Annotated in this window: 19 protein-coding genes; 10 read left to right on the forward strand and 9 right to left on the reverse strand. The window is 38.2% G+C overall.

Going from position 1 to position 22471, the window contains the following annotated elements:
• Window position 1: 1 nt before the first annotated feature.
• The gene (locus HQN86_RS26420; RefSeq protein WP_172663821.1) at window positions 2–538 is read left to right on the forward strand and encodes a hypothetical protein; all 537 of its coding nucleotides are present in this window, start codon (window positions 2–4) and stop codon (window positions 536–538) included.
• A 205-nt stretch (window positions 539–743) separates the two neighbouring features.
• Here HQN86_RS26420 and HQN86_RS26425 read toward each other — a convergent pair whose 3' ends face one another.
• On the reverse strand, window positions 744–1127 hold the full coding sequence (locus HQN86_RS26425) for a hypothetical protein (RefSeq protein WP_172663822.1): 384 nt from the start codon (window positions 1125–1127) through the stop codon (window positions 744–746).
• 13 nt (window positions 1128–1140) lie between these two features.
• Between HQN86_RS26425 and HQN86_RS26430 the strand changes: the two genes are divergently transcribed.
• The 4 genes from HQN86_RS26430 (at window position 1141) to HQN86_RS26445 (ending at window position 4360) form a co-directional block, all read left to right on the forward strand.
• Complete coding sequence (locus HQN86_RS26430) at window positions 1141–1497, forward strand: ArsR/SmtB family transcription factor (protein ID WP_200815594.1); 357 nt, start codon at window positions 1141–1143, stop codon at window positions 1495–1497.
• A gap of 5 nt (window positions 1498–1502) precedes the next feature.
• The gene (locus HQN86_RS26435; RefSeq protein ID WP_172663823.1) at window positions 1503–2348 is read left to right on the forward strand and encodes an SRPBCC family protein; all 846 of its coding nucleotides are present in this window, start codon (window positions 1503–1505) and stop codon (window positions 2346–2348) included.
• Window positions 2349–2367: 19 nt separating this feature from the next.
• A complete protein-coding gene (locus HQN86_RS26440; protein WP_172663824.1) occupies window positions 2368–2781 on the forward strand; it encodes an SRPBCC domain-containing protein in 414 nt (137 codons plus the stop codon).
• Window positions 2782–3262: 481 nt separating this feature from the next.
• The gene (locus HQN86_RS26445; RefSeq protein WP_172663825.1) at window positions 3263–4360 is read left to right on the forward strand and encodes a Fic family protein; all 1098 of its coding nucleotides are present in this window, start codon (window positions 3263–3265) and stop codon (window positions 4358–4360) included.
• Between the two features lie 446 nt (window positions 4361–4806).
• Here HQN86_RS26445 and HQN86_RS26450 read toward each other — a convergent pair whose 3' ends face one another.
• Complete coding sequence (locus HQN86_RS26450; RefSeq protein WP_172663826.1) at window positions 4807–5256, reverse strand: hypothetical protein; 450 nt, start codon at window positions 5254–5256, stop codon at window positions 4807–4809.
• Window positions 5257–5554: 298 nt separating this feature from the next.
• On the opposite strand from HQN86_RS26450, the gene HQN86_RS26455 reads away from it, so the two are divergent.
• Window positions 5555–7138 (forward strand): Na+/H+ antiporter, encoded by a 1584-nt coding sequence (locus tag HQN86_RS26455; protein ID WP_172663827.1) that lies wholly within the window; start codon window positions 5555–5557, stop codon window positions 7136–7138.
• A gap of 34 nt (window positions 7139–7172) precedes the next feature.
• On the opposite strand, the gene HQN86_RS26460 is transcribed toward HQN86_RS26455, so the two are convergent.
• Entirely contained in the window at window positions 7173–8237 is a 1065-nt protein-coding gene (locus HQN86_RS26460) for a glycoside hydrolase family 43 protein (protein WP_172663828.1), read from the reverse strand.
• 206 nt (window positions 8238–8443) lie between these two features.
• On the opposite strand from HQN86_RS26460, the gene HQN86_RS26465 reads away from it, so the two are divergent.
• On the forward strand, window positions 8444–10846 hold the full coding sequence (locus HQN86_RS26465) for an ABC transporter permease (protein ID WP_172663829.1): 2403 nt from the start codon (window positions 8444–8446) through the stop codon (window positions 10844–10846).
• A gap of 8 nt (window positions 10847–10854) precedes the next feature.
• Here HQN86_RS26465 and HQN86_RS26470 read toward each other — a convergent pair whose 3' ends face one another.
• From HQN86_RS26470 to HQN86_RS26480, 3 genes are all read right to left on the reverse strand, one after another.
• Window positions 10855–12054 carry a polysaccharide deacetylase family protein gene (locus HQN86_RS26470; protein WP_172663830.1) on the reverse strand — a complete coding sequence of 400 codons (1200 nt, stop codon included), beginning with the start codon at window positions 12052–12054 and terminating at the stop codon, window positions 10855–10857.
• A gap of 67 nt (window positions 12055–12121) precedes the next feature.
• Window positions 12122–13048 (reverse strand): metallophosphoesterase family protein, encoded by a 927-nt coding sequence (locus HQN86_RS26475; RefSeq protein WP_172663831.1) that lies wholly within the window; start codon window positions 13046–13048, stop codon window positions 12122–12124.
• A gap of 18 nt (window positions 13049–13066) precedes the next feature.
• On the reverse strand, window positions 13067–14035 hold the full coding sequence (locus HQN86_RS26480; protein ID WP_172663832.1) for a metallophosphoesterase family protein: 969 nt from the start codon (window positions 14033–14035) through the stop codon (window positions 13067–13069).
• A 336-nt stretch (window positions 14036–14371) separates the two neighbouring features.
• Here HQN86_RS26480 and HQN86_RS26485 point away from each other — a divergent pair, with 336 nt between their 5' ends.
• Both HQN86_RS26485 and HQN86_RS26490 read left to right on the forward strand, forming a co-directional pair.
• Complete coding sequence (locus tag HQN86_RS26485; protein WP_172663833.1) at window positions 14372–15214, forward strand: metallophosphoesterase family protein; 843 nt, start codon at window positions 14372–14374, stop codon at window positions 15212–15214.
• A gap of 89 nt (window positions 15215–15303) precedes the next feature.
• Window positions 15304–15894: a 2OG-Fe(II) oxygenase gene (locus HQN86_RS26490; RefSeq protein ID WP_172663834.1), complete on the forward strand. Its 591-nt coding sequence runs from the start codon at window positions 15304–15306 to the stop codon at window positions 15892–15894.
• Window positions 15895–15896: 2 nt separating this feature from the next.
• Here HQN86_RS26490 and HQN86_RS26495 read toward each other — a convergent pair whose 3' ends face one another.
• The 3 genes from HQN86_RS26495 to HQN86_RS26505 are packed head-to-tail and all read right to left on the reverse strand — an operon-like array spanning window position 15897 to window position 21510.
• A complete protein-coding gene (locus tag HQN86_RS26495) occupies window positions 15897–18254 on the reverse strand; it encodes a GH92 family glycosyl hydrolase (RefSeq protein ID WP_172663835.1) in 2358 nt (785 codons plus the stop codon).
• Window positions 18241–19620: a sugar porter family MFS transporter gene (locus HQN86_RS26500; protein ID WP_172663836.1), complete on the reverse strand. Its 1380-nt coding sequence runs from the start codon at window positions 19618–19620 to the stop codon at window positions 18241–18243. Before HQN86_RS26500 ends, HQN86_RS26495 begins: the two co-directional genes overlap by 14 nt.
• A 45-nt stretch (window positions 19621–19665) precedes the next feature.
• Window positions 19666–21510 (reverse strand): class I mannose-6-phosphate isomerase, encoded by a 1845-nt coding sequence (locus tag HQN86_RS26505; protein ID WP_172663837.1) that lies wholly within the window; start codon window positions 21508–21510, stop codon window positions 19666–19668.
• Between the two features lie 229 nt (window positions 21511–21739).
• Between HQN86_RS26505 and HQN86_RS26510 the strand changes: the two genes are divergently transcribed.
• The gene (locus HQN86_RS26510; protein ID WP_172663838.1) at window positions 21740–22471 is read left to right on the forward strand and encodes a GntR family transcriptional regulator; all 732 of its coding nucleotides are present in this window, start codon (window positions 21740–21742) and stop codon (window positions 22469–22471) included.

Below are 22471 nucleotides of genomic sequence, written 5' to 3' on the forward strand. Positions count from 1 at the left end.
GTTGTCAAATACTATTGAAATCAATCGAAATGGAATAAGTACTGCCTTGGCATCTTTTCTGAAGGATGAACTTAATTTTTTCAATCCAGACTTTATCATTAAAAAGAATCTATTTAAAAAAGGAAATCTTTTAGGTAAGAATGTTGAAATGTTCCAGCTTAGCGCCGGTGATGCTAACCAGACATTATATGAGTCGGGAGAAGAATTATTAAAGGATGTATTGATTAGAGGTAATTATCGGCACAAAATACAGCTAAGATATTTATCAGACTTACATCTTGGAAATGTATTGAAAATAAGATTTGTGTTAAGTCCGTTTGCTTTTGTTTTTCTTCTAACTGGAAAAGAGCAATATCATATTGTAATGGAGACACTGGATACGGATGAGGCTACTTATATATGGCATACCTCAAAAGAAGTTTCGGAGCTCAAAAATGCGCTTCATAATGTTGATAAAGATCTTAATAAGATTCGAAATGACGGGAGATTTGCATTTTTACAATCAGTACCGATAAATTTCAGCCGCGTTTTTACATGATTATTCGGATGAACGAAATGGATTTGTGATCTGGAAAGATGATTTAGAGCAATATCTGACTTAATTAAAATATTTCGTCACTACTAGGGATGTTACAACATCCCTAGTAGTGACGAATTTCAGACGATATAAAATCATTTTCGTGGACTAAAATAGTTTAACTTTTTAGCAGCTTTCCAAGCTCGTCCATTTCATCCATTTTTCTTTATAAATCGGCTAATCGCTTCAAATCAGCAATAAAACGGGATGAAATTTGTCCCATAAATGACCCTTTATGGGACGAGGACTTTAAAACAGATTTTCGTCTTTTTTTTACTTGTAACTCTTTGTTTTTCAAATAAATAAGATCAGCCGTTTTGTTCATGGAAGTGGTTCGATACAGGGCTCCATCAAAGGTCAATTTTTCCGGATATAGCATCCCTAGTAGATATCTTTTACCCTCTATCCGATTATGCTCGCATTTGCTGACAAAGCCATCCGGATTTTCTGGATGGCTTTTTTTGTTTGATTTCTTCCAATGGCAGGGCCTAAAACATGAATTTAAAATAAATTTGTGTAACCAAGTGGTTTCTTTTATATTTGTAACCAAATGGTATCAGATTATGGAAATGAGAAGAGATGTTTTTCAGGCAATTGCAGACCCGACGCGCCGGGAAATTATTGGTTTGCTCAGTGAGCGTTCCTTAAACCTGAATGCTGTGGCCGGTCATTTTCAGGTGAGCAGGCCTGCAATTTCCAAGCACATTAGGATTCTGACCGAGTGTGGGCTGATCATGGTGTCGCAAAAAGGAAGGGAGCGTTTTTGCAGCGCGGATATGCGTAAGCTGAAGGAAGTAGACCTGTGGCTGAGCCATTATAGGAAATTCTGGAACAGGAAGCTGGATGCCCTCGGGGAATTTCTGGAAAGGGATAATGCGGAAGATTCAGTCTTAAAGAATAAAAATCAACCAAAAAAATAACAGCTATGGAAACTAAACCACTGATTGTAGAACGTGTTTACAATGCCCCTATTGAGAAAGTCTGGAAGGCGATAACCGACCGGGACCAGATGAAAGCATGGTATTTCGACTTCGAAGAATTTAAACCCGAAGTGGGTTTCAAGTTTCAGTTTACCGGCGGGGATGAAAATGTGCAATACCTGCACGAATGCGAGGTCCTGGTGGTGGATCCCCCGCATAAACTGAGCTATTCCTGGAGGTATCCGGATTATAAGGGTTATTCGGTTTTAACCTGGGAGCTGTTTGAAGAAGGCAAACACAGAACCCGGCTGAAACTCACGCATGACGGTTTGGACAGCTTCCCTCAGGATAATTCGAACTTCAGAATAGAAAGCTTTACAGGGGGCTGGAATTATTTTGTCAACGAAGGCCTGGTTTCATTTGTGGAAACAGAAGTGATCAGCAAGCAGATCACCATTTCGGCTGCGGCGGAAGCTATCTGGGATATTTTACTGCATCCTGCAGACCAGTGGGGCAAGGCTTTTGGTGAGGGCTCGTTTGTAAAGACGGACTGGCAAACTGGCTCTGAAGTGATCTGGACGGACGCCAGTGGGGACATTGGCGCCAGGGGTATGGTCAAAGCGCATCGGCCGCAGGAGTATTTACAGGTAGATATGTACGATGAACTTAACCCGGCCGCTGATGCACAGACCGGAGAATATTCGGAGGTATACCGGTTGGTAAAAGCTGAAAGCGGGGCCTATGAACTAAGAATCGAATCGGGGCCGCTGGCAAAAAAATATATCCCTCAGCATGAAAAAATGTGGGACCAGGCCTTAGAGATCATTAAGGATTTATCGGAAAAACGGTAATCCACCATCTGGCTGAACTATGTCCTGGTGGAAGAACAATATGCTCATTCGAAAACCCACTAACCTCGTTTTTGAAGCTTTCATCAATCCGGAGATCACCAAACATTTCTGGTTCACTAAAGGCAGTGGCCGGCTTAGCTCGGGTGCCAGGGTGACCTGGGAATGGGGAATGTATAATGTCTCTACCCCGGTGCAGGTGGTGGAAATTATTAAAAATGTAAAGATCGTTATTGACTGGAACGACCCTGCGACCCGGGTGGAGTTTAACTTTAAGGCGATTGACGCCGATTCGACTTATCTGGAGATTAGCCAGTATGGTCTGCATTCCAAGGGTGAAGCACTTCTGGCTGAAATTAAATGGGAGCAAAAGTGGCGGTGGTCGATGTACTGCAAATCACGGATTGGCGCTACTTTATTAATCTATTTTGAATAGCTTATAAATTCCTTTTGTAATTCTAAAATTTCTAAAAACTGTCCATTTCAAGCAAACAGTCGGACATATAAAAGGGTTTAGTTTTATCACTACTAGCGATGTTTTGGATATCCCTAGTAGTGATAAATTTCAATTTACATTCAGATCATTTTCGTGGACGGGAATTATTGGCTTTCATCCGTTTTCCAAGCTCATCAAATTCATCAATATTTCTTTGCAAATCGGCCAACCGCTTTAAATCAGCCACAAACCGAGAATTTATCGGCACCATCAGCCACCCCAGTTTTGAAAGCAGTCTGAAAAGACTGCTTTTTTTGTTTAAGGGTTCGAGTCCCTTCTTCCGCACACTATCTATGGGTTGGATCGGTATCTTTTATAATCATCAAAACATCATGTATATAATCTTTGCATGATTAAGTTGTCATGTATAAAAAATTAAATTATCTTTACATGATAAGAGTCTCATATATAAAAACTTTGTATGAAGAAATTGGCCAAATTGAGAAGTGATGTACCTTTTAATGAATTGCCTCCGCTGCCCCCTGATCAAATTAAAGTGGAGACAATTCCTGTTTTAAGGCAAGTCGTCCAATCTTCAATAGCCCTTTCCGAATTAAAAGGACTAGCCTATACACTCCCTAATCCTTCTATACTTCTGAATGCTGTAATACTCAAAGAAGCTCGCATGAGTTCTGAAATTGAGAATGTAATTACAACTCATGATAGGCTCTATCAAGCATTGTCTGCAAGTGGCTCACAAATAGATCATGCTACCAAGGAAGTTTTACGCTATAGGGAAGCTATGCTCGCCGGGTTTAAAATGATCGTTCAAAAGGGATTTTTGAATACAAACGGAGTATTGGCTATACAGGAAATACTGGAAGAGAATAAAGCAGGACTTAGAAGATTGCCTGGAACCTCATTAAAAAATGCTGTTACTGGTGAAGTCATTTACACTCCGCCGGATGATTATGATACAATCCTTGCGTTAATGAAAAACTTAGAGGAGTATATAAATGAACCCGATGTACTTTCTCCATTGATTAAGTTGGCAGTTCAACATTACCAGTTTGAAAGCATACACCCATTTTATGATGGTAACGGCAGGACCGGAAGAATTATTAATGTTCTTTATTTGTGCCTGCATGGGCTTTTAGACAGTCCCGTACTTTATTTAAGTGATTATATCATAAAACATAAACCTGATTATTATAGATTACTTGGAGAAGTGAAGACAAAGGACAATTGGGAAGAGTGGATATTATTTATTCTAAAAGCCATAGAAGAAATTTCTAAACAAACCACTGATCAAATTAAGTCAATCAATCAGCTCTTTTTGAAATTACAAAATGGAATAAAAGAGAAGGCGCCCAAGCTTTACAATAAAGAACTATTAGAGTTGTTATTTGAGCAACCATACTGTAAAATAGAATTTGTTATTGATCGACTTAACGTTTCAAGGATAACAGCTTCCAAATACCTTAACGGATTAGAAAAGATCGGAATATTGCATTCTAAAAAAGTCTGGAAGGAAACTATATATATCAATATAGAGCTATTTGAACTTTTGAAAAAATAAACTATTAGAGATTTTGAACTTCTCTAGTAGTGATAAATGTAAGGCCAGCTCAAAATCATTTTCGTGGACAAAAATAGCTTAGGATTTTAACAGCTTTCCAAGCTCGTCCATTTCATCCATTTTTCTTTTTAAATCTGCCAACCGCTTCAAATCAGCCACAAACCGGGATGAAATTTGTACCATAAACAACCCAGATAGTTTTAAACCCCTTTAATTTACTTTAAAGGTTTTTTTTTGCCCAAAAGGGGATCAACCCCAAAACTTACCTGTTAGCAATCAGCCAGTTACATTACCACAGGTAAGACATATCGAATGTGAACCTCTGTCATCCACCTTCACATCCACAATTGATAACCACAACGCAATCACTATATGACTACTTTTCTCACACTTGCGTGTGTATATCACTTAACGTGGTTATAGTTAGAACAAGTTTTTTGATTCTATTAGGCTTTTTTATAAGTGAGGTGAAAGTCGTGCTCCCAGTTTTTAGCATCTACGGACTTCTCCCAGTATCCCGAGATGATGTTTTTATCTTTGTTGATCTCACCTGTAAAGCGTTGTATAAATTGGGGTCCATTGCGCCATATCTTCCATATTCTATTTTCAAAACTCATTTCATATACCCGAGAAGATTGCTGATCATCTATGTAAAATACGGTGTAGTTCTGTGCATCTTTATCATGACCAATAAACCATATCGCCCACGGCGTTTCCATATTTTTTGTACCCTGCCTCAAAATTAAAAATTCACCTTCTTCAAACCATTCAAAGGATGCTCTTGCCGTAATAATTGCATTGGCATCCGGTAAGAAAGATGCATTTGATATTTCCATTTCCCATGTGCCAATAAATTGCTTTAACTCTTGTAATGCCGGATTGATATTGTTTTTCATTGGAAGATAAGTTGATAATTATGTTTATAGTTACTATTCTTTATTGATTTTTTTTTCAAAGATTCGCTCAACTAAGTTGATCTGATTGATCTATAATACAAAGATGGGAACTAATATAGCGTCAAGTGATGTGCAAAAGCGACTATCTTAGGGGGTTATCACGTCAAAATTATCTATAGGCAACTTTTTAATTTGGTTTATAACTCAAATTCGGAAATTCAACCAGAGTATATCTCAATTCTGAAGGAGAATTTATAACTTGATGCATTAAGAAAACGAACAACCTTAAATACCAGTCATGCATACCATTTTACCTTTCTTTTTGGCCATGATAGCCGCTATTGTATTATTGAATATGTGGGCTAATAAACTAAAGATCGCATATCCTATACTATTGGTGGTAGCAGGGCTGCTGATAAGCTTTATACCAGGATTGCCTGTAGTGAGAATTAATCCAGACCTTATCTTTTTCATATTTCTTCCACCACTACTTTGGGAGGCAGCCTGGTCCATCTCGTTCAAAGAGATGAAAAAATGGTGGCGCATTATTGGCAGCTTTGCATTTCTGGTGGTGTTTTTTACAGCACTTTCGGTAGCATTAATCACTAATCATCTTATTCCGGGCTTTACTATTGCGCTGGGTTTTTTATTAGGTGGCATTGTATCACCACCCGATGCAGTAAGTACAGGAGCCATTACAAAATTTGTAAAAATCCCAAAGTCTACTTCTGCTATTTTAGAAGGAGAAAGCCTGTTAAATGACGCCTCTTCGCTTATTATCTTCCGCTTTGCGCTGGTTGCGGTAGGTACGGGTCAATTCATCTGGCAAGAGGCAGCACTAAGCTTTCTGTGGATGGTGATCGGCGGTGTTGGGATTGGCCTGTCATTAGGCTGGTTATTCGTGCAGGCACATAAACGTTTACCTACTGATGCACCTTCCGACATAGTCTTTACACTTATTGAACCCTATTTTATATACTGGATTGCGGAACAAGTCCACAGCTCTGGTGTAATGGCTGTTGTAAGCGGAGGTCTGTTCATGTCGGCCAGAAGAATGATCTTTTTAAACAGTTCCAGCCGTATTAAGGGGTATAGCGTATGGGAGAGCTTTGTGTTCATTTTGAATGGTATTGTTTTTCTGATCATTGGCCTGGAACTTCCCGAAATCGTAGATGGTCTGCATTCAAAAGGCATTCCTTTACGCACTGCCATTGGCTACGGATTGCTGGTAACCGGAATATTGGTCGCTGCAAGAATATTAAGCTCCTATGCCGCGTTGGTAGCCACAATTATTTTTCGTCCAAGCGTAAGACCTCACGCATCTTCGGTAAGAAGACGTTGGCTGATGCCATTGTTGCTGGGCTGGACAGGAATGCGGGGTGTAGTTTCACTGGCTGCTGCTTTAGCTATTCCCGTAGCACAAGATAATGGTGCAGAATTTCCATATAGAAACCTGATCTTGTTCATCACTTTTGTAGTGATATTACTTACGCTTCTAGTACAAGGGCTTACCCTCCCATATTTTATAAGCCGCACCAATCTTTTCGGTTCAATATTTAATGAAGAAGGGGAAGAATTGGCCAGAAAAAAAATGAAACACGGACTAAAACAACATGTATATCAATTCCTTAAAGATAAATACGACAACGAACTAATTGGCCACGCCGGTATGGAGAAATTCCTTAAACAATGGGAAGAAAGAGCAAAGTCTGCAGATGATAGCTGGATGAACGAAAAGATGAAAGTAATTTTTGTAGAAGTACTCGAAAGCCAACGTCAGTACCTTGTCGAACTCAATAAAGACCCCAAGGTTGATGAAGAAATCATTCGTCAGCAATTGTATCAAATTGATTTAGAAGAAGAGCGATTGAAAATAATATAGTATAAGATCAGACAGATCAATCTCAAAATGAGCTTTACCTTTGGAGTGCTTGTTCAATCTTTACTTCCCCAGAAGGTCGCTTCACCGCTCCCCTTCCATTAGGAATGCCAAACACAGGATTTCCATCCTTTCCAAAAGTAAATCGCTGCAGATATACCTCTCTGTTATCCCAACCCCCATCCAAAGCGGCTTTGGAATGGTAATAAATCCAATATTCACTGTCATCAGGCGAAGTTGTCATACTTGCATGTCCTAATCCATGAACTGTAGAAGTACCTTGGAAAACAGGTTTTGAAGATTTTATCCACGATGAGGGGCTCAGCGGATCTTTACCTTTTGTTAAACGAAGCTGCCCTAATTTATAGTGCTCAGTCCATGAGCCTCGGGTAGAGTAAATAACAAACACATCATCATTGTGTTTTAATATTTGGGGTCCTTCCTGCAACACGATATTATCACCCTTTTCCCAGTTGAGTTCTGGCTTTGACAATAACACACGTTTTCCAAGCGTCCATGGATTTATCATTTCTGCGATATAGAGATTCTGATCTACATCATGATGGTCGTGAAGTGTTTCCCAACCAGACCAAACGGCATATTTCTTATCATTTAATTCCAGAACAGTCATGTCTATAGCCCAGCAATTGTCTTTCTTTTGATTAGGATCATCACCTGTGTACAGCCTTTCCTTATCTGTATAAGGGCCAAACGGGCTGTCACTTTCCAGTACTCCTGCCCTTTGCGCATAATAAGGAGCTCCCTTATGCACAGAACCTGCGTAATAAATGTACCATTTACCATCTATATGATGAATTTCCGGGGCCCAAAGATTATAGCTATTCCATTTGTCTTCTGGCGGAGTCCATACTACCTCTTTCTTTTCGAATTTTGTCAGATATCTTGATTCTGTAACGGCAAACCCACCCTTTTCATTGAAAATCGTATAGTATTTACCATCATGTTTTGTAATGTATGGGTCAGCTCCCTTACGAAGCGGATTCATAAACGTTTCAGAGACCTTACCCTTTTCGGTCTGTTGCGCGTTTAGGTTCAATGAAAATGCTGTTAGCAGAAAAACGATCGAAAAGACTTTGTTCATAGTAGAAATACTTTGGCTAAATATACAAAAAGAAGCCTCGATCATTTCACCAACTAAAAGTAACAGTATTGTTCACTTAAGAACACGTCTGTTCGCTTATGAACAGAGAAGGCAAAAAAATAATTCATAATTAATTAACAATCAACATATTAAGCTAAAATCTTAAATTGGCACATGCTTAGCTATTTACAGGAAAATGATTGGAGATGTTTTATATCAATATTAAAATTGCCTTACGAAATCTTTGGAAACACAGAGGTTATACCTTTATAAATACGGTTGGCCTGTCCATAGGTATGACTTGTGCACTGATCATATTCCTTTTTATACGACAATATCTGAGTGCCGATAATTTCCATCCAAATGCAGACAGGATCTTTAGGGTAGTTTCCCTCGGTAACGGTACAGAAGGAAAAGTCCCTATGATGGGTGTTCCTGTACCAATGGCCGGCGCATTACGCACAGACTTCCCTCAATTAGAGAAAGTTGCAAATCTTGTACAGGGTTATCATCTGGTAGAGGTTGTAGGAGAAGATAGGTCGACAAAACAATACTATAAAGAGTACGGAACTGCATTTTATACCGACCCAGCCATTTTTGATATCTTTAATTTCCCCTGGGCGTTGGGTGAACCAGCGTCATTAAATGCCCCCAATCATATCGCACTTACACAAAGTACGGCAACACAATACTTTGGCAACTGGCAAAATGCTATGGGTAAGAAGCTTAAGCTCAGCGGTGATGAAACTTTTTACGAGGTAACCGGAATCATAAAAGATCTGCCAAAAAATACTGATTTCCCTATCCATCTTGTCATCTCTTATCAAAACTTTGGAAATGCCACAAGTATGCGCTGGAACTCGGTAAACATGGGTCATAATTGCTATGTGATGGTAAAACCTAATACTGATATTAAGCAATTGCAAGTTCAGCTGGATGGGTATACCAAAAAATATTATGATGCAAAAGATCCACTTTCGAATACACATCTCTTTCAACCCTTTTCTGACGTACATTTAGATAGCGAGTTTGGTAATTTTTCACCCAGGCGATACACCCCATTGCAGATTAATTCTTTGAGGATATTAGGATCGCTAATCTTGTTAATTGCCTGCATCAATTTTATTAACATGGCAACCGCACAGGCAATTGGCCGTTCAAAAGAGGTAGGAATCCGTAAGGTCTTAGGCAGCAATCGCAAACAACTTCTGTTTCGTTTTTTAGCCGAAACTTTTGTAATCACGTTTGTAGCTATCACAATAGCTTGTATTGCTACTGAGATTGCACTGCCAGCGGCAGGAAATTTTCTCGGTCAGCAAATTCCATTCAATATCCTTCAATACCCTGTTATCCTCGCCTTTATACTTATCCTTTGGCTGGCGGTTAGTTTCCTTGCGGGTCTGTATCCCGCCGTTTTCGTATCTGGATACAACCCAATAAATGCCCTCAAAAATAAAATCTCACAAGGAAATAAAGGGATCTGGAGTCTAAGAAGTGTCCTCCTAATTTTTCAATTTACAATAACATTGATTTTCATTATCGGAACTCTTGTAGTACTGAAACAGATCGATTACTTTAAAAATAAGTCACTTGGATTTAATAACAATGCCATTTTACAGGTCGATGTCCCGACAGACTCCATTAGCAAAACCAGGTTTGATACTTTTAAACAAAAGTTATTGCAACGTAGTGGAGTAGAAATGGTAACCTATGCCTATACGCCTCCAAGCACCTCTTCTAATAACTTTACCAGTTTCTACTTCAATAATTCTTCTCAGAAAACAGATTTCCTGCTTTGTAATAAACCGGCTGACGAGGATTACTTCAAAATATTTGGTTTGAAAATGATAGCAGGAAAACCTTTGTCCAAAAGCGATACGGTGAATGGCTATATATTAAACGAAACATTGCTGCACAAACTTCATCTTAAAGATCCTAAAGATGCGTTAGGAAAATATATCCAGCTAAATAGAAGGCCATTAGCCCAAATAATTGGAGTGGTAAAAGACTTTAACAATCTCAGTCTGCATGGAGATATCTCTCCAGTCATATTTTATACAAGTAAAGAAGAGTATGCAAGTGCATTTGTGAAGCTTAATCCTCTCCATATGCAAGAAACTGTTAAAGAAATAGGGGCAGATTTCAAATCAACTTTTCCTGATCAATTTTATGAGCCAAGCTATTATGATGAATACATTGCCAATTACTACATCGTCGAAGAAAAAACAGCTGTTTTATTGAGCTTTTTTACATCAGTGGCTATATTTATTTCTTGCTTTGGCCTGTTCGCACTCATCTCATTTGTAGCTGTTCAGCGCACCAAAGAGATGGCAATTAGAAAAGTATTGGGCGCTACTACAATTGAACTCATTAGCGTTCTCAATCAATCCTTCATGAAGATGATCGTCATAGCCAATCTTATAGCCTGGCCTTTAGCCTATATTTTGTTAAATCGCTGGCTACAGGGATTTGCCTATAAAATAGACCTGCCAATGTTACCATTTGTACTTGCGGCATTGGGGTCTATTGGAATCATTGTGCTCACTGTAGCACTAAGGACCTATAAAATGACTACTGCTAACCCGGTAGAAGCGCTAAAATATGATTAGAGTTGGTCTCACCACTTTATCTTCCTTTTATTTATGTTTATTAACTTGCTGGTTTTGTTAAATGCCAAAGCAAAATCTGCATTATTTATGCTTACAGAAGAAATTGCTTTGTCAGAATTAACCAGCAATGAAAGATCATACCATGATATATTCTTATTAAGGACCGTAGCGTAATCCAAGCTTATGGTAAGGGTTTTGCCTGCAATCGTCTCCTTTTTTGTTACGTGATCTTTAATATATTGATATTCTAAAAACTCTCTCAAGCTACAAAATATCGCTACATCTTTAGCTTTTAAAACGATATTATCAATCCACTGATTAAAATTTTGCACGGCTTTAGGGTCTTTGATTCCGTGAGTACCTATCTCAAAGAAATCAAAAGTATTGCCTGTAAACAATGAATTAGCCAACTCCCACTGGGCACCATTATTTGACCAATCATCACTAAATGCTCTTCTTATAGCTAGATAATTAAATGGTTTTATATCACTTAACTTATTCTTAGGATTATACTTTCCAATTTGCACAAAATCATCAAATGTCCCTTGCGATGAACCACCAATATAACCATAAGCAGACGCCGCTTTATGAAACCCCACATAGTTACTTGGCACAACAAGTGTATTCATTTTATATCTCTCATTTAACAATATCATTTCATCCAGGTCACGGACGTTCTTCACACGATCACTACCGTTATTAAAATTTCCATCTTCATTGTGATAATAGGAATGGTTCATTATGTCCATACCTTTTTGTATCAATGGTAATCGTTGTGTATATGTAGCTGCAAAATCAGTGTACAGCCCAATTTCCTTATTATTATACTGATTTTTGCCATTCACGGCTAAGCCTAAACTATAATTCTTTTTATTACCACAGCCATCAGTGTAAAAGGCATTTGATAGTTTTTGATAAGCATTTGTAACGGTTAAGGCAGCATCATCAAACTCCATAAGTATTGCCTTACTTTTATTATATTTCAGTTTGGGGAAACTTGCACTTGCTGAAGTTGGATTGTCAGCAAACACAACTTTTATTTCAATTTTCCCATTAAAAGCAGGTATTACTGCACCTTCAGGAATTGAAGGTGGGAGTATTTCTTCTTTAACCGGGGCTTTCTCAGAAACGATCGGGACTTTGTTATTACAACTGAAAACTAAAATTGAGCATATTGCAAATAGACCGAAGGCTGATACTTTTCCCATAACATGTTTTCGCAAAAATACATCTTTTTATCTATTTAAATGTCATATACAGATGTTTCATTCCAGCTTAAACCGCTTCATACTTAATATATTCATGCTCAAAACTTCCATCCGCATAAAGATTTAAAAGAGAATAGCCGGGAACGGTTTGCTTATAGGCACTTTTACCATCATCACCCGGTTCCCACCAAAAACCACTTGTAGCACCATTACACAAATAAGCCACATCATTATACCAAACTTTGTCAAGCAAATGAATATGTCCGCTTAAGCAAAGTTTAATGTTCTTATTCTTATTAAAAACTTCTATAAATTTCATAATATCCAGATGATTGTAGCTGCCGCTAACTTTAAACGGACCTCTAAAATCTGGTTTATTATCTACAATGCCTGTACAGCTCAATAAAGGATAATGCGACATGATCAGTGTAGGCTTATCCTGACTGTTCTTCTGTACATCCTGTACAAACCAATTCCACTGCTGATCATCCAGCATTCCCGGATTTGTAGGATGATTACTGTCCAGCATAATAAAATGCCAGCCATTTTTATCAAAGCTGTAATAATTATGCTCCATTTGCAGCATCTTTAATACCCCTGCTTTACCTCCCAGCTCATCATCCTTACCCTGCCACCACATGTCATGATTTCCCAATACATGGTGCATAGGAATACCTTTAACCACTTGAACACTTTCATTCCAGCAAGCCCATTGTTGCTCTACCCTATCTTTGGTAATGTTGTCGTAATCCGCAGCATAAATAGAATCACCCCCATTAAGAATAAGATCAACCTTGTCTTTTTTGATCATTTCCAGACATTTCTTAAAACGGGCAACTGCATTATGTTCCGGCCTGATATGCACATCAGTGATGTGTGCAATTTTTAAAGCCTTCTTCTTTATGGGAGCTGCAATTGATGCTTCTGCAACACTGCTCAATGCAATTGTTCCTGCTGCAACTCCAAGTGATTTAATTAAATCTCTTCTTTTCATTTATGTGTTTGAATTTATTTACCCCAATTTCCTGTCGGATATATATGGAACAATCGGATAAATGTAAGTCTCCATTTTTACGCCTAGTTTTTCGGGCGAGGAACCCACAAAAACAGTCTTTTTACCTTTTATCCTAATTCTGCCATTATGCTCTATTTCAATCATCGCCCATAGCGGATCTTTATAAGGCACCGTATATTTGATATAAGGCTTAGCCTTATCAATCTCTGCAGAATACCTTACCTCTTTGTAATCATCTCCAAGCCATTGGTAGGATGCACTATTGATCTGCACATAATGAATATCATTAATATGATTGTAATAGTCCTGATGGTGGTGTCCACTGACCACCAGAATAACCTTTTGTCTGCCTGCTTTTTCATTGGCTTGCTCAAAGGTGTAACGCAGTAAAGTTCCATTCTCTAATCCTCCAGAATCGTTGTCTATTCCCTGGTGGCAAAAGATAACAGTCGGAAAAGAAGTTGCATCCAAATCCTTTTTCAACCATTCCAATTGTGTCTGAGAAATATATCTTGCATATCCTTTTGGACGATCCGGACTTTCATTATGTTCATTGCCATCTAGTACCACGAAATGAAAGCCATTTTTGTCAAACGAATAATATTTTGATCTTGCTTTCCAGAATTCAACCACCTGATCGCGTGTATATCCACCATCATTGTCGTGATTACCAATAACATGAAACTTATCGCCTTTAAATTGATTCCAAACATCCAACAATGGAGTATTGGCTTCCTTAGGTACGCAAAAATCGCCTCCTTGAATGATAAAATCGGGTGATTCAGCATTCATTTCTTTAATGAAGGCTGACAAGCGCTCAATACCGTCGTGCATAATATCATGATGCAAATCAGTGATCATTCCAATCCTGATTTTTTTATCTGCCGGACTTAATTCAGGATATCTTGCAAAAAGCAAAGTGCCACCTGCAAGACCAGTTGTTTTTAAAAATTCTTTTCTATCCATTTCTTATTTTGTAACTTAGAACTCATGCCTTTAGGCGCATTAAATATACAAATACTAAATAAATGTTTAATATTTGTATCCTTATTAATATATAAATAATATCAGAACAACATATTGCCTATAACTGCGCCTCACATAGTTCACACATTCTACACATATTCTTCACAAAAAGGTACCCGTTTGTGGGTTTGGTGTGAAGGAGGCGTGAATAATATGTGAAGAAACACTAATCTTGTGAAGAACCATTTAACTTAATCATAACTTCAGGTAATAATTATTTAACCCGAATAACCTTATTATTGCTATTTTTAATACCATCATTTCTAAAGTTTCACCATGTCAAACAGAAGAATTTTCCTTAAAGGTGGCCTTGCAAGTATACTGTTAGCAGGTCTTTCAAAAAGTGTTTCGGCCTTAACGCCAAAAACCCATACTAATCTGCCTATGGGTGCAAAAGCAAAACTTCGCTTTGCAATCGCATCAGACGGCCATTATGGGCAGGCCGGAACAAACTACAAAGAAGACCACGAAAATATCGTTCAATGGATTAATGAAGCCCATAATATTAATGCACTTGATTTTGTAATCTTTAATGGAGATCTTGTTCATGACCGTCCCGAGTTACTTACTGAAGTAAAGGAAACCTATTTTAGCAAACTCCAAGTTCCATTTTATGCTATCCCCGGCAATCACGACCTTGCTGATGCAGCACTTTGGAAATCTGTTTTCGGTTATGAGGATAATTATTCCTTTAAAAAAAATGATGTTGGTTTTATCCTGGCAAACACCTCAGATACTAAAGGTAAATACATATGTCCCGACAATAATTTTATAAAACGAGAGCTCGAAAAGTTTAAAAACTTAAAGACCGTCCTGGTGGTTTTACACATACCTCCGCATTTCTGGGTACCAGAAAGTCCATTTGTTGATTGCCCTGAAACCATTACCCTACTGCATAGCTACAATAATGTTAAAGCAGTTTTTCATGGACATGACCATAGTTTGGATGCGGTATTTTACACCAATAAATTACCTCATTTTTTTGATGCACATTATGGTGGTAACTGGGGTACACAATATAAAGGCTATAGAATTGTTGAGGTTGATGAAGCCGGCAAAATAACTACGTATCAGGTTAATGCGAGTAAGAATCCAGTACTCAATGAAACTAAGTTTTAGGGTTACTGAAATTGCAATAGTGCTTTTTAACAATTAAAAAGACTACCTTCACCAGCCTGCGGTTTTATTCCCGTATAAACCCGCTACTTTTGAAAAACACATTTGATTGCCTGATCGATTCTTTTATAGACCAACAGGTGGGCATTGCCGATCACTTTTTAAGTGAGGGCCTTGCTGCCGATTTAAAGGAAAACCTGATTTCTCTTTACAGTAACAAAATGCTCCTTTCGGCCGGAACAGGAAACGACAAGGTAATAAGACATAATTCTGAAGTGCGTGGCGACCGTATATATTGGCTAGACCGCGACCACGATACTCCTTGTGAAAATGCCTTTTTTATCTTAATGGACAGGTTTGTAAAGTATTTAAATGAAACCTGTTATACCGGAATTACCGGATACGAGTTTCATTATACCTTATATGAAAAAGGTAGTTTTTATAAAAAGCATCTTGATCAGTTCCAAAATAACGATAGCAGAAAGTATTCAATGATCATCTATTTAAACACAAACTGGATACTAGCCGATGGGGGTGAATTGTGTATCCACCACGATGATCATTTGCAAAACATATCTCCTGAAAACAGAAAGAGCGTATTTTTTAAAAGCGATGAGCTTATGCACGAGGTTTTGCTCACACATCAACCTAGAATGAGCATCACTGGATGGTTAAAGATTTGAAATTACTGAGCCGAAGGAGGCGGAACATCTACCCCCCACTGCTGATTAGGCTTCGTTCCCATTATTAATACCATTTTCCCACCCTTCATCAATTCATCTCTGTATAACCAGCAATTGTTTAATGGTTTACCGTTGAACGTGGCCGACTGCACATAAACATTCTCTACTGAAGTATTTTTCGCTTCTATAATCAACTGTTTTTTATTACCCAGTATAATTGTTGCCTTTTCAAAAAGAGGACTGCCCAATTCAATTATAGGTCGGAGATCGGTAAGTCCTTTCACATCAAACAAACCTAACGCTGCCATTACATACCATGACCCTAACTGCCCCTGGTCCTCATCTTGCCCATAGCCATAGCCATGAATGGTTTCTGTACCATAAAACTCATCACAGATCGCTCTTGTCCATTTTTGAGTAAGCCAGGGCTTACCAGAGAAATTAAATAACCAGCTGACATGTAAATTAGGCTGATTACCATGATTATAAATTGATTTCACCCCGGAAAAGGCATCAATCTCTTTACCACCTCCAAAACTGTTTTTTTGTGCAACCGTAAAAACACTATCTAAACGATTGTTAAATTCAGTTTTACCCATTTGAGCGATTAAGCCAGCAGGATTATGAGGTATATAAAAAGTATATTGAATGGCATTACCTTCCTGAAAACCCCTCCATGGCTGGTAAGGATCGAACTTATCTATAAAGGAACCATCTGCCCTTTTAGGATGTATCAATTTATTTTCAGGATTAAAAAGCAATTTCCAGCCATCAGATCTTTTAATCAGGTTCTGATAATCGTCTTTTTTACCTAAAGCTTTGGCCATTTGCGCTGCAGCAAAAGCACTAAAACTATATTCCAATGTGTGTGATGCAGAAAAATTTGATCCTAATGAATCTGTTTCCCCTTCGGCATAAGGTACAAAACCGCGCTCAATAAATTGCTTGGTGTCCATTTTTCCTGAACCTTCATTTCTGTTTACCCATTCCAGTTCATTTGCTTTTACAGCTTTATAAGCCAAATCTACATCGTAATCTCTGATTCCTGAATTATATGCACCGGCAATGGTAAGCCCTATAAAATTTGTTCCTACACCAGATGCAAACTGCCCATTTGCAAGTCCATCGCCAAACCAACCTCTGTGTTTATAAACTTCTAAATGAGTTTGTACAAAATCTTTATATCTATCCGGATAAGAAAGTGCCCACAGCTGGGTAAGGTTCCAAAAGGCGCCCCAAATGGCATCCGTGTTGTAGAAATTATACTTGGGTTTCCCTTTTTCATCAAGGGGTAACTGCCCTATTGTTCCGCCGTATTGAGGGAATGTTCCGCTCACATCACTTGCAGTTCCCCGGCCCAATAAACCGTGAAACAGGCCGGTATAAAACTTTACTTTATTGTTTTTATCAGTTCCTTCAACATAAATTTTACCCAGTTCCTGCTCCCACACTTTTTGAGCTCTTGCCTTAGCCTGGTCAAATGAAAGGCTTGTTGCCTCTGCCTCGAAGTTTCTTTTAGCATTTTCTGTTGAGGTATACGACAAACCTACTTTCATCTCCACAACAGCTCCTTCGGTCGTTTTATATTCCAAAAACAAACCTGCCCCCTTACCTTTTGCAGATGTGCTGTTCTGAGAAATACCTTCGGCATTAAAAGAACCTGTCTTTATTGGCTTCTGACTTGTTTCTCCCCAGAAATACATGGTAATCTGGCCTTTTGGATCATAAGTTTTAATGTATTTTGGGTATGTGGTTACAAAACCTTCAAAATGAGTATCATCAATCATGCGTACAGCTGCATCTTTCACCTCATCACTTTCGCCCTGCTTATTCCCGATATCCAAAATAACCCTCGATTGATCATTTTTAGGAAAAGTATAGCGATGAAACCCAACATGTTCCGTTGCTGTAAGTTCAGCTGTAATATTGTAATCATCTAACACAACTTTGTAGTAACCAGGCTCGGCTACTTCATTTTTATGATCAAAATGAGAGCGATAACCATCCTCACTACCTTCCAAATCACCGGGCTTCACTTTTAAAGGACCATTTGCAGGCATAAAAGACACGCCCCCAATTTGCCATTCATGAAAATGGACAAATCCTTCTATAGAGCTATGCCTGGTATCATACCCCACCGCTTCCCATCCCGATTTATTGCCATAGTGACCATTGGTTGATGGTGCAAGTTTTGCCATCCCATAAGGTAAAGCAGCTGGTGTAAAAAAGAACCAGCGACTATGGGCAGTACCAATACCAGAATCTACATACTTTAATACACCTTCCTTCTTTACCTTGCAGGAAGATAGTACTGCAACTGCTAAAAAAGCGGCTATTATGATATTACTATTTCTTCTCATCCCAAAATGATTCTATTTCTTCCAATGATTTACCCTTGGTTTCGGGCAATAACCTGTAAACAACAAAAAAGGCGACTAAACAGAAAAAGGCAAATACCCAGAAGGTTGCGGGTGTTCCGGCCTGTTTTAATAATATTGGTGTAACCTGTCCCATTATGGTATCGGCCACCCACATCACCATTATACTTACGCCCAAGGCTTTGCCTCTAATATTTGTTGGAAATATCTCAGATGCTACTACAAACTTTAAAGGGCCTATAGAGAACGCAAAACAAGCCAAAAAAAGCGTAACACTAATAATTAAGAATATACTTGAGGTAAGACCCAGATAAAACAGAAAACCTGTAACAAATAAACTTATTGTTGCCCCAATTGTACCAATTAAATAAAGTGGCCTCCTGCCCCAATCGTCAACTTTCCATATCGCAATAAAAGTAAATACCAGATTGGCCACCCCAAATATGATCTGTCCTAAAAAGGAATTACTTAGAGCAATACCTGCATCATTTAGTATGGATGGCCCATAATAAATGATGGCATTTATACCGCTTAATTGAGAAAACAAGGGCAGCAAAATACCAAGCAGCATGGCTTTCCTTAATTTAGGTGATAACAGTTCTTTATACGAGCCGTTATCATCATTTTTTTCTCCGCTTAGGGCTGCCTCAACAGCTTCCTCTTTACCGTTATTTATGCTTTTTAAAATGGCTAACCCTTCCAGGTTTCTGCCTTTTTTTATTAACCACCGTGGACTTTCGGGTACAAAAAACAATCCTACCAGAAACAGTGTGGCAAGCACCCCACCTATACTAAACATGCCACGCCATATTTCTTTAATGTAAACAAGGTCAATTAACCCAGAGGTCGCTGTATGATGTTCAGAATAATTTAACAGCACCGAATTGGTTATATAGGCCATCAAAATCCCTACAGTAATTGCCAGCTGGTAAAAAGTAACCAGTCTCCCTCTAATAGCTGCCGGAGATATTTCTGAAAGATACAAGGGTACTACAATTGACGCAATACCAACACCTATACCACCCAATAATCTTGATGCAATTAACCAATCAAGAGATGTTACCAAAGAACAGCCAATGGCAGAGAAAAGGAATAAAATTGCAGAAATGAAGAGTAGTTTTTTACGTCCAAGTCTATCACTCAAATCTCCTGAAAATGCCACCCCCACAATACAGCCCACAAGAGCCGAAGAAACAAACCACCCTTCCTGTAATGGAGTTAAATTAAATTGTTTCTCTACAAAGGGCAATACTCCAGATATTACCGCCATATCAAAGCCAAAAAGCAAGCCTCCTAAAGATGCAACAAGGGTAATTAAGCCCAAATAAGTTTTATAATTATTATTCATACTTGCTCGGTTTATAAATGGTTAGGTATTAGGTTAGGTTATTCTTTACAATTCAATATCATGTTTAAGGAAAGCTTTAATCACTTTTGCTCTTCCTGTTCCATGATTTATCAGCTTATATTTCTGCGTTGCCGCTGGAATAATAAAGGTCTCGGCATAATGAAATTTATTGGTCTCATTCTCTTCAATCTCAACTGAAATGGAAGTGCCATCAACAAGCATCAACACATGACATCTGTCCTCAGTATCAATAATCAGTTCAGTATCAAATTCAATACGATGTACATCATAAAAATGATCCTTATGCGTTGGTAAGTGTAGTATTTCCCAATCATCACCTCTATCAAATAAGACTTGCTTAGCAATTAGCTCTTTCGGTACCTTTTCACCTTTTCTTTCAAACCTAAGGTTATTAAAGGCATGCTCTATATTAATCGGTCTGGGTTCGCCATTAAGATCAAGAGATAGCCAGTCGTACATTTTAAACGTAAAAATATATGGAGTAGCGCTAATCTCGAGCACCATGTTATTTATCCCGGAGCTATGAACAGTACCATTAGGAATTAAATATAGTTCATGCTTGCGCGAAGGAAAGCTACGTACATATCTCTCTACTAAAATCTCTTGTTTTTTAAGTTGGCTAAGTTCCAATGCTTTTCTGAATTCCTGAGGATCTATATTCTCCTGAAAACCCAGGTAAACCTTTGCACCTGGCTCGCAATCCAGGATGTAGTAGGTTTCATCCTGAGTAATGGTCTCTCCAAATTTTTCTCTGATATATGATTTTGATGGGTGACACTGAATGGACAGATTACCTCCTTTAAAAGTATCCAGAAAATCAAAACGAATAGGGAAATAGCTACCAAACTGTTTGGCATGTTCACCCAGTATGGCTTTATACTCAATCGTCATTAAAAGATCAAAAGGTATTTCCAGCAAGTTTCCGTCACTCTCCAACACAATACCATTCTCTGGCGTGATTAACTCAAATGACCATGCATAATTGACCTCTTTGATATTTAAGCCCTGCAGGTGTTTCTTCATCCATTGCCCTCCCCACGAGCCACTTTCAAACCAGGGACGTGCACGCAAAACAGAGTGGCTAAGTTTATGTAATCCATCAACCAGATCTTTTTTGAACAACCAGTTTGGCCTACCTACTCTTTGCCCATCTGCAACTATAGCAATCTTTTCAAGCAATTCGGCCTTATGTTGGTTTAGTACTACCCAATCTACAAAGTAGAAGCGTTTATACATTTTAAAGGCTTTGTCTTTAAAATTATTCCCAAGATTCCCAATTGACCCAGCTCGCATGCGGTATTGTATTTCGTTCTTAGGGATATCAAAATACACCACCGGTGCATCCCAATTGAGTAAACCTGCACCAATACCAATTACAATATTGATGTCTGCCTGATCATCTTTTTCGAGTGCTAAAAATTCATCAATTTTAAAGAAATCTTTAAGATTAAGGTTGGTTTTAAATCCCCACACATCTTCGGCGCCACCTAAAAATGGCTTAACCATTTTCTCTACTTCGGATTCACTTTTAAAATAATCTGCTGTAAAATGCCATTTTACAGAAAAACCGTTCTCTTCAAGTTTCTTCTGAACCTCTTCTTGAATATCGCTAAAAAATACTCCTCCATATCCATCGATGAGCACGTTTTTCTGTTCAATGATCCAGGCTACTAAACTACCAAAGCCGCTATATATTTTACCTTTCCCTAATTTGTGATAGGGCATTGAGTTGTAACTATTGTCTTCTGTGGAACTCTCATATACGTGTTGCTGCAACAATGGTTGCGTGCTATTTCTCCATTTATACTCACTCATACTTTTGCCAGTTTGAATTTTTTCATTTTCTGTAGCCTCAGAAGCTTCTATCATAATTTCAACTACCCTTTATTTATTAACAACCAAACATATGTATAAACATAAAAAACCAACAAAAATAGCTTAATATCACCATAAAAGCCGAATAGTGGTAAATCACATCCAACGTAAGAACCAAATATGTACAAACATAGTGATTTAATAATCCATTGCAAATATATTTTCATAATATTGCAATAGAGAAAAACAGATATAAAGGGCAACCTTAAAGCCGTATATAAATATGAAATTAGCACTCAACCATAAAAGTCCCATTCCTCTGCATATACAAGCAGAAGAGTTGTTGCGTAAAATGATAGCAGACCCTCAATTTCAAAACGGCAAATTATTGCCCAATGAAATTGACCTTGCCAATCAACTGGCTATTTCCCGTACCACACTTCGTCAGGCCTTAAACAAACTGGTATATGAAGGATTGTTAATCCGTAAAAAAGGAGTTGGAACAAAAGTAGCAGATGCCATGATCAGTTCTAAGTCTGCAAACTGGCTAAGTTTCTCTCAGGAAATGAAAGCCAGGGGCATTCCGATCAAGAACTTTGAATTACATGTAAGCTGGATTTATCCTGAAGAAGTAATTGCCAATTTCTTCAACATCAAAACCGATCAAAAAATATTAAAACTTGAACGTTTAAGAGGCAAACCTGAAGGCCCTTTTGTATATTTTGTTTCCTATTTTCACCCCCGCACAGGGTTAACAGGTGAAGAGGATTTCAAAAGACCTCTTTATGATATATTGCAAGCCGATTACAACATCATTTCGGAATTATCAAAGGAAGAGATCAGTGCAAAAGCAGCTGACAAGTTCATTGCCTCAAAGCTCGAAACAGAACCTGGGAGTCCTATCTTATTCCGTAAACGCTTTGTCTTTGATCAGGCAGATCGTCCTATAGAATACAACCTGGGATACTACAAGGCGGATAGCTTTATTTATACCGTAGAGAGCAGAAGAAGCTAA

Source organism: Pedobacter panaciterrae, assembly GCF_013204795.1.
GTDB classification, from domain to species: Bacteria; Bacteroidota; Bacteroidia; order Sphingobacteriales; family Sphingobacteriaceae; genus Pedobacter; species Pedobacter panaciterrae.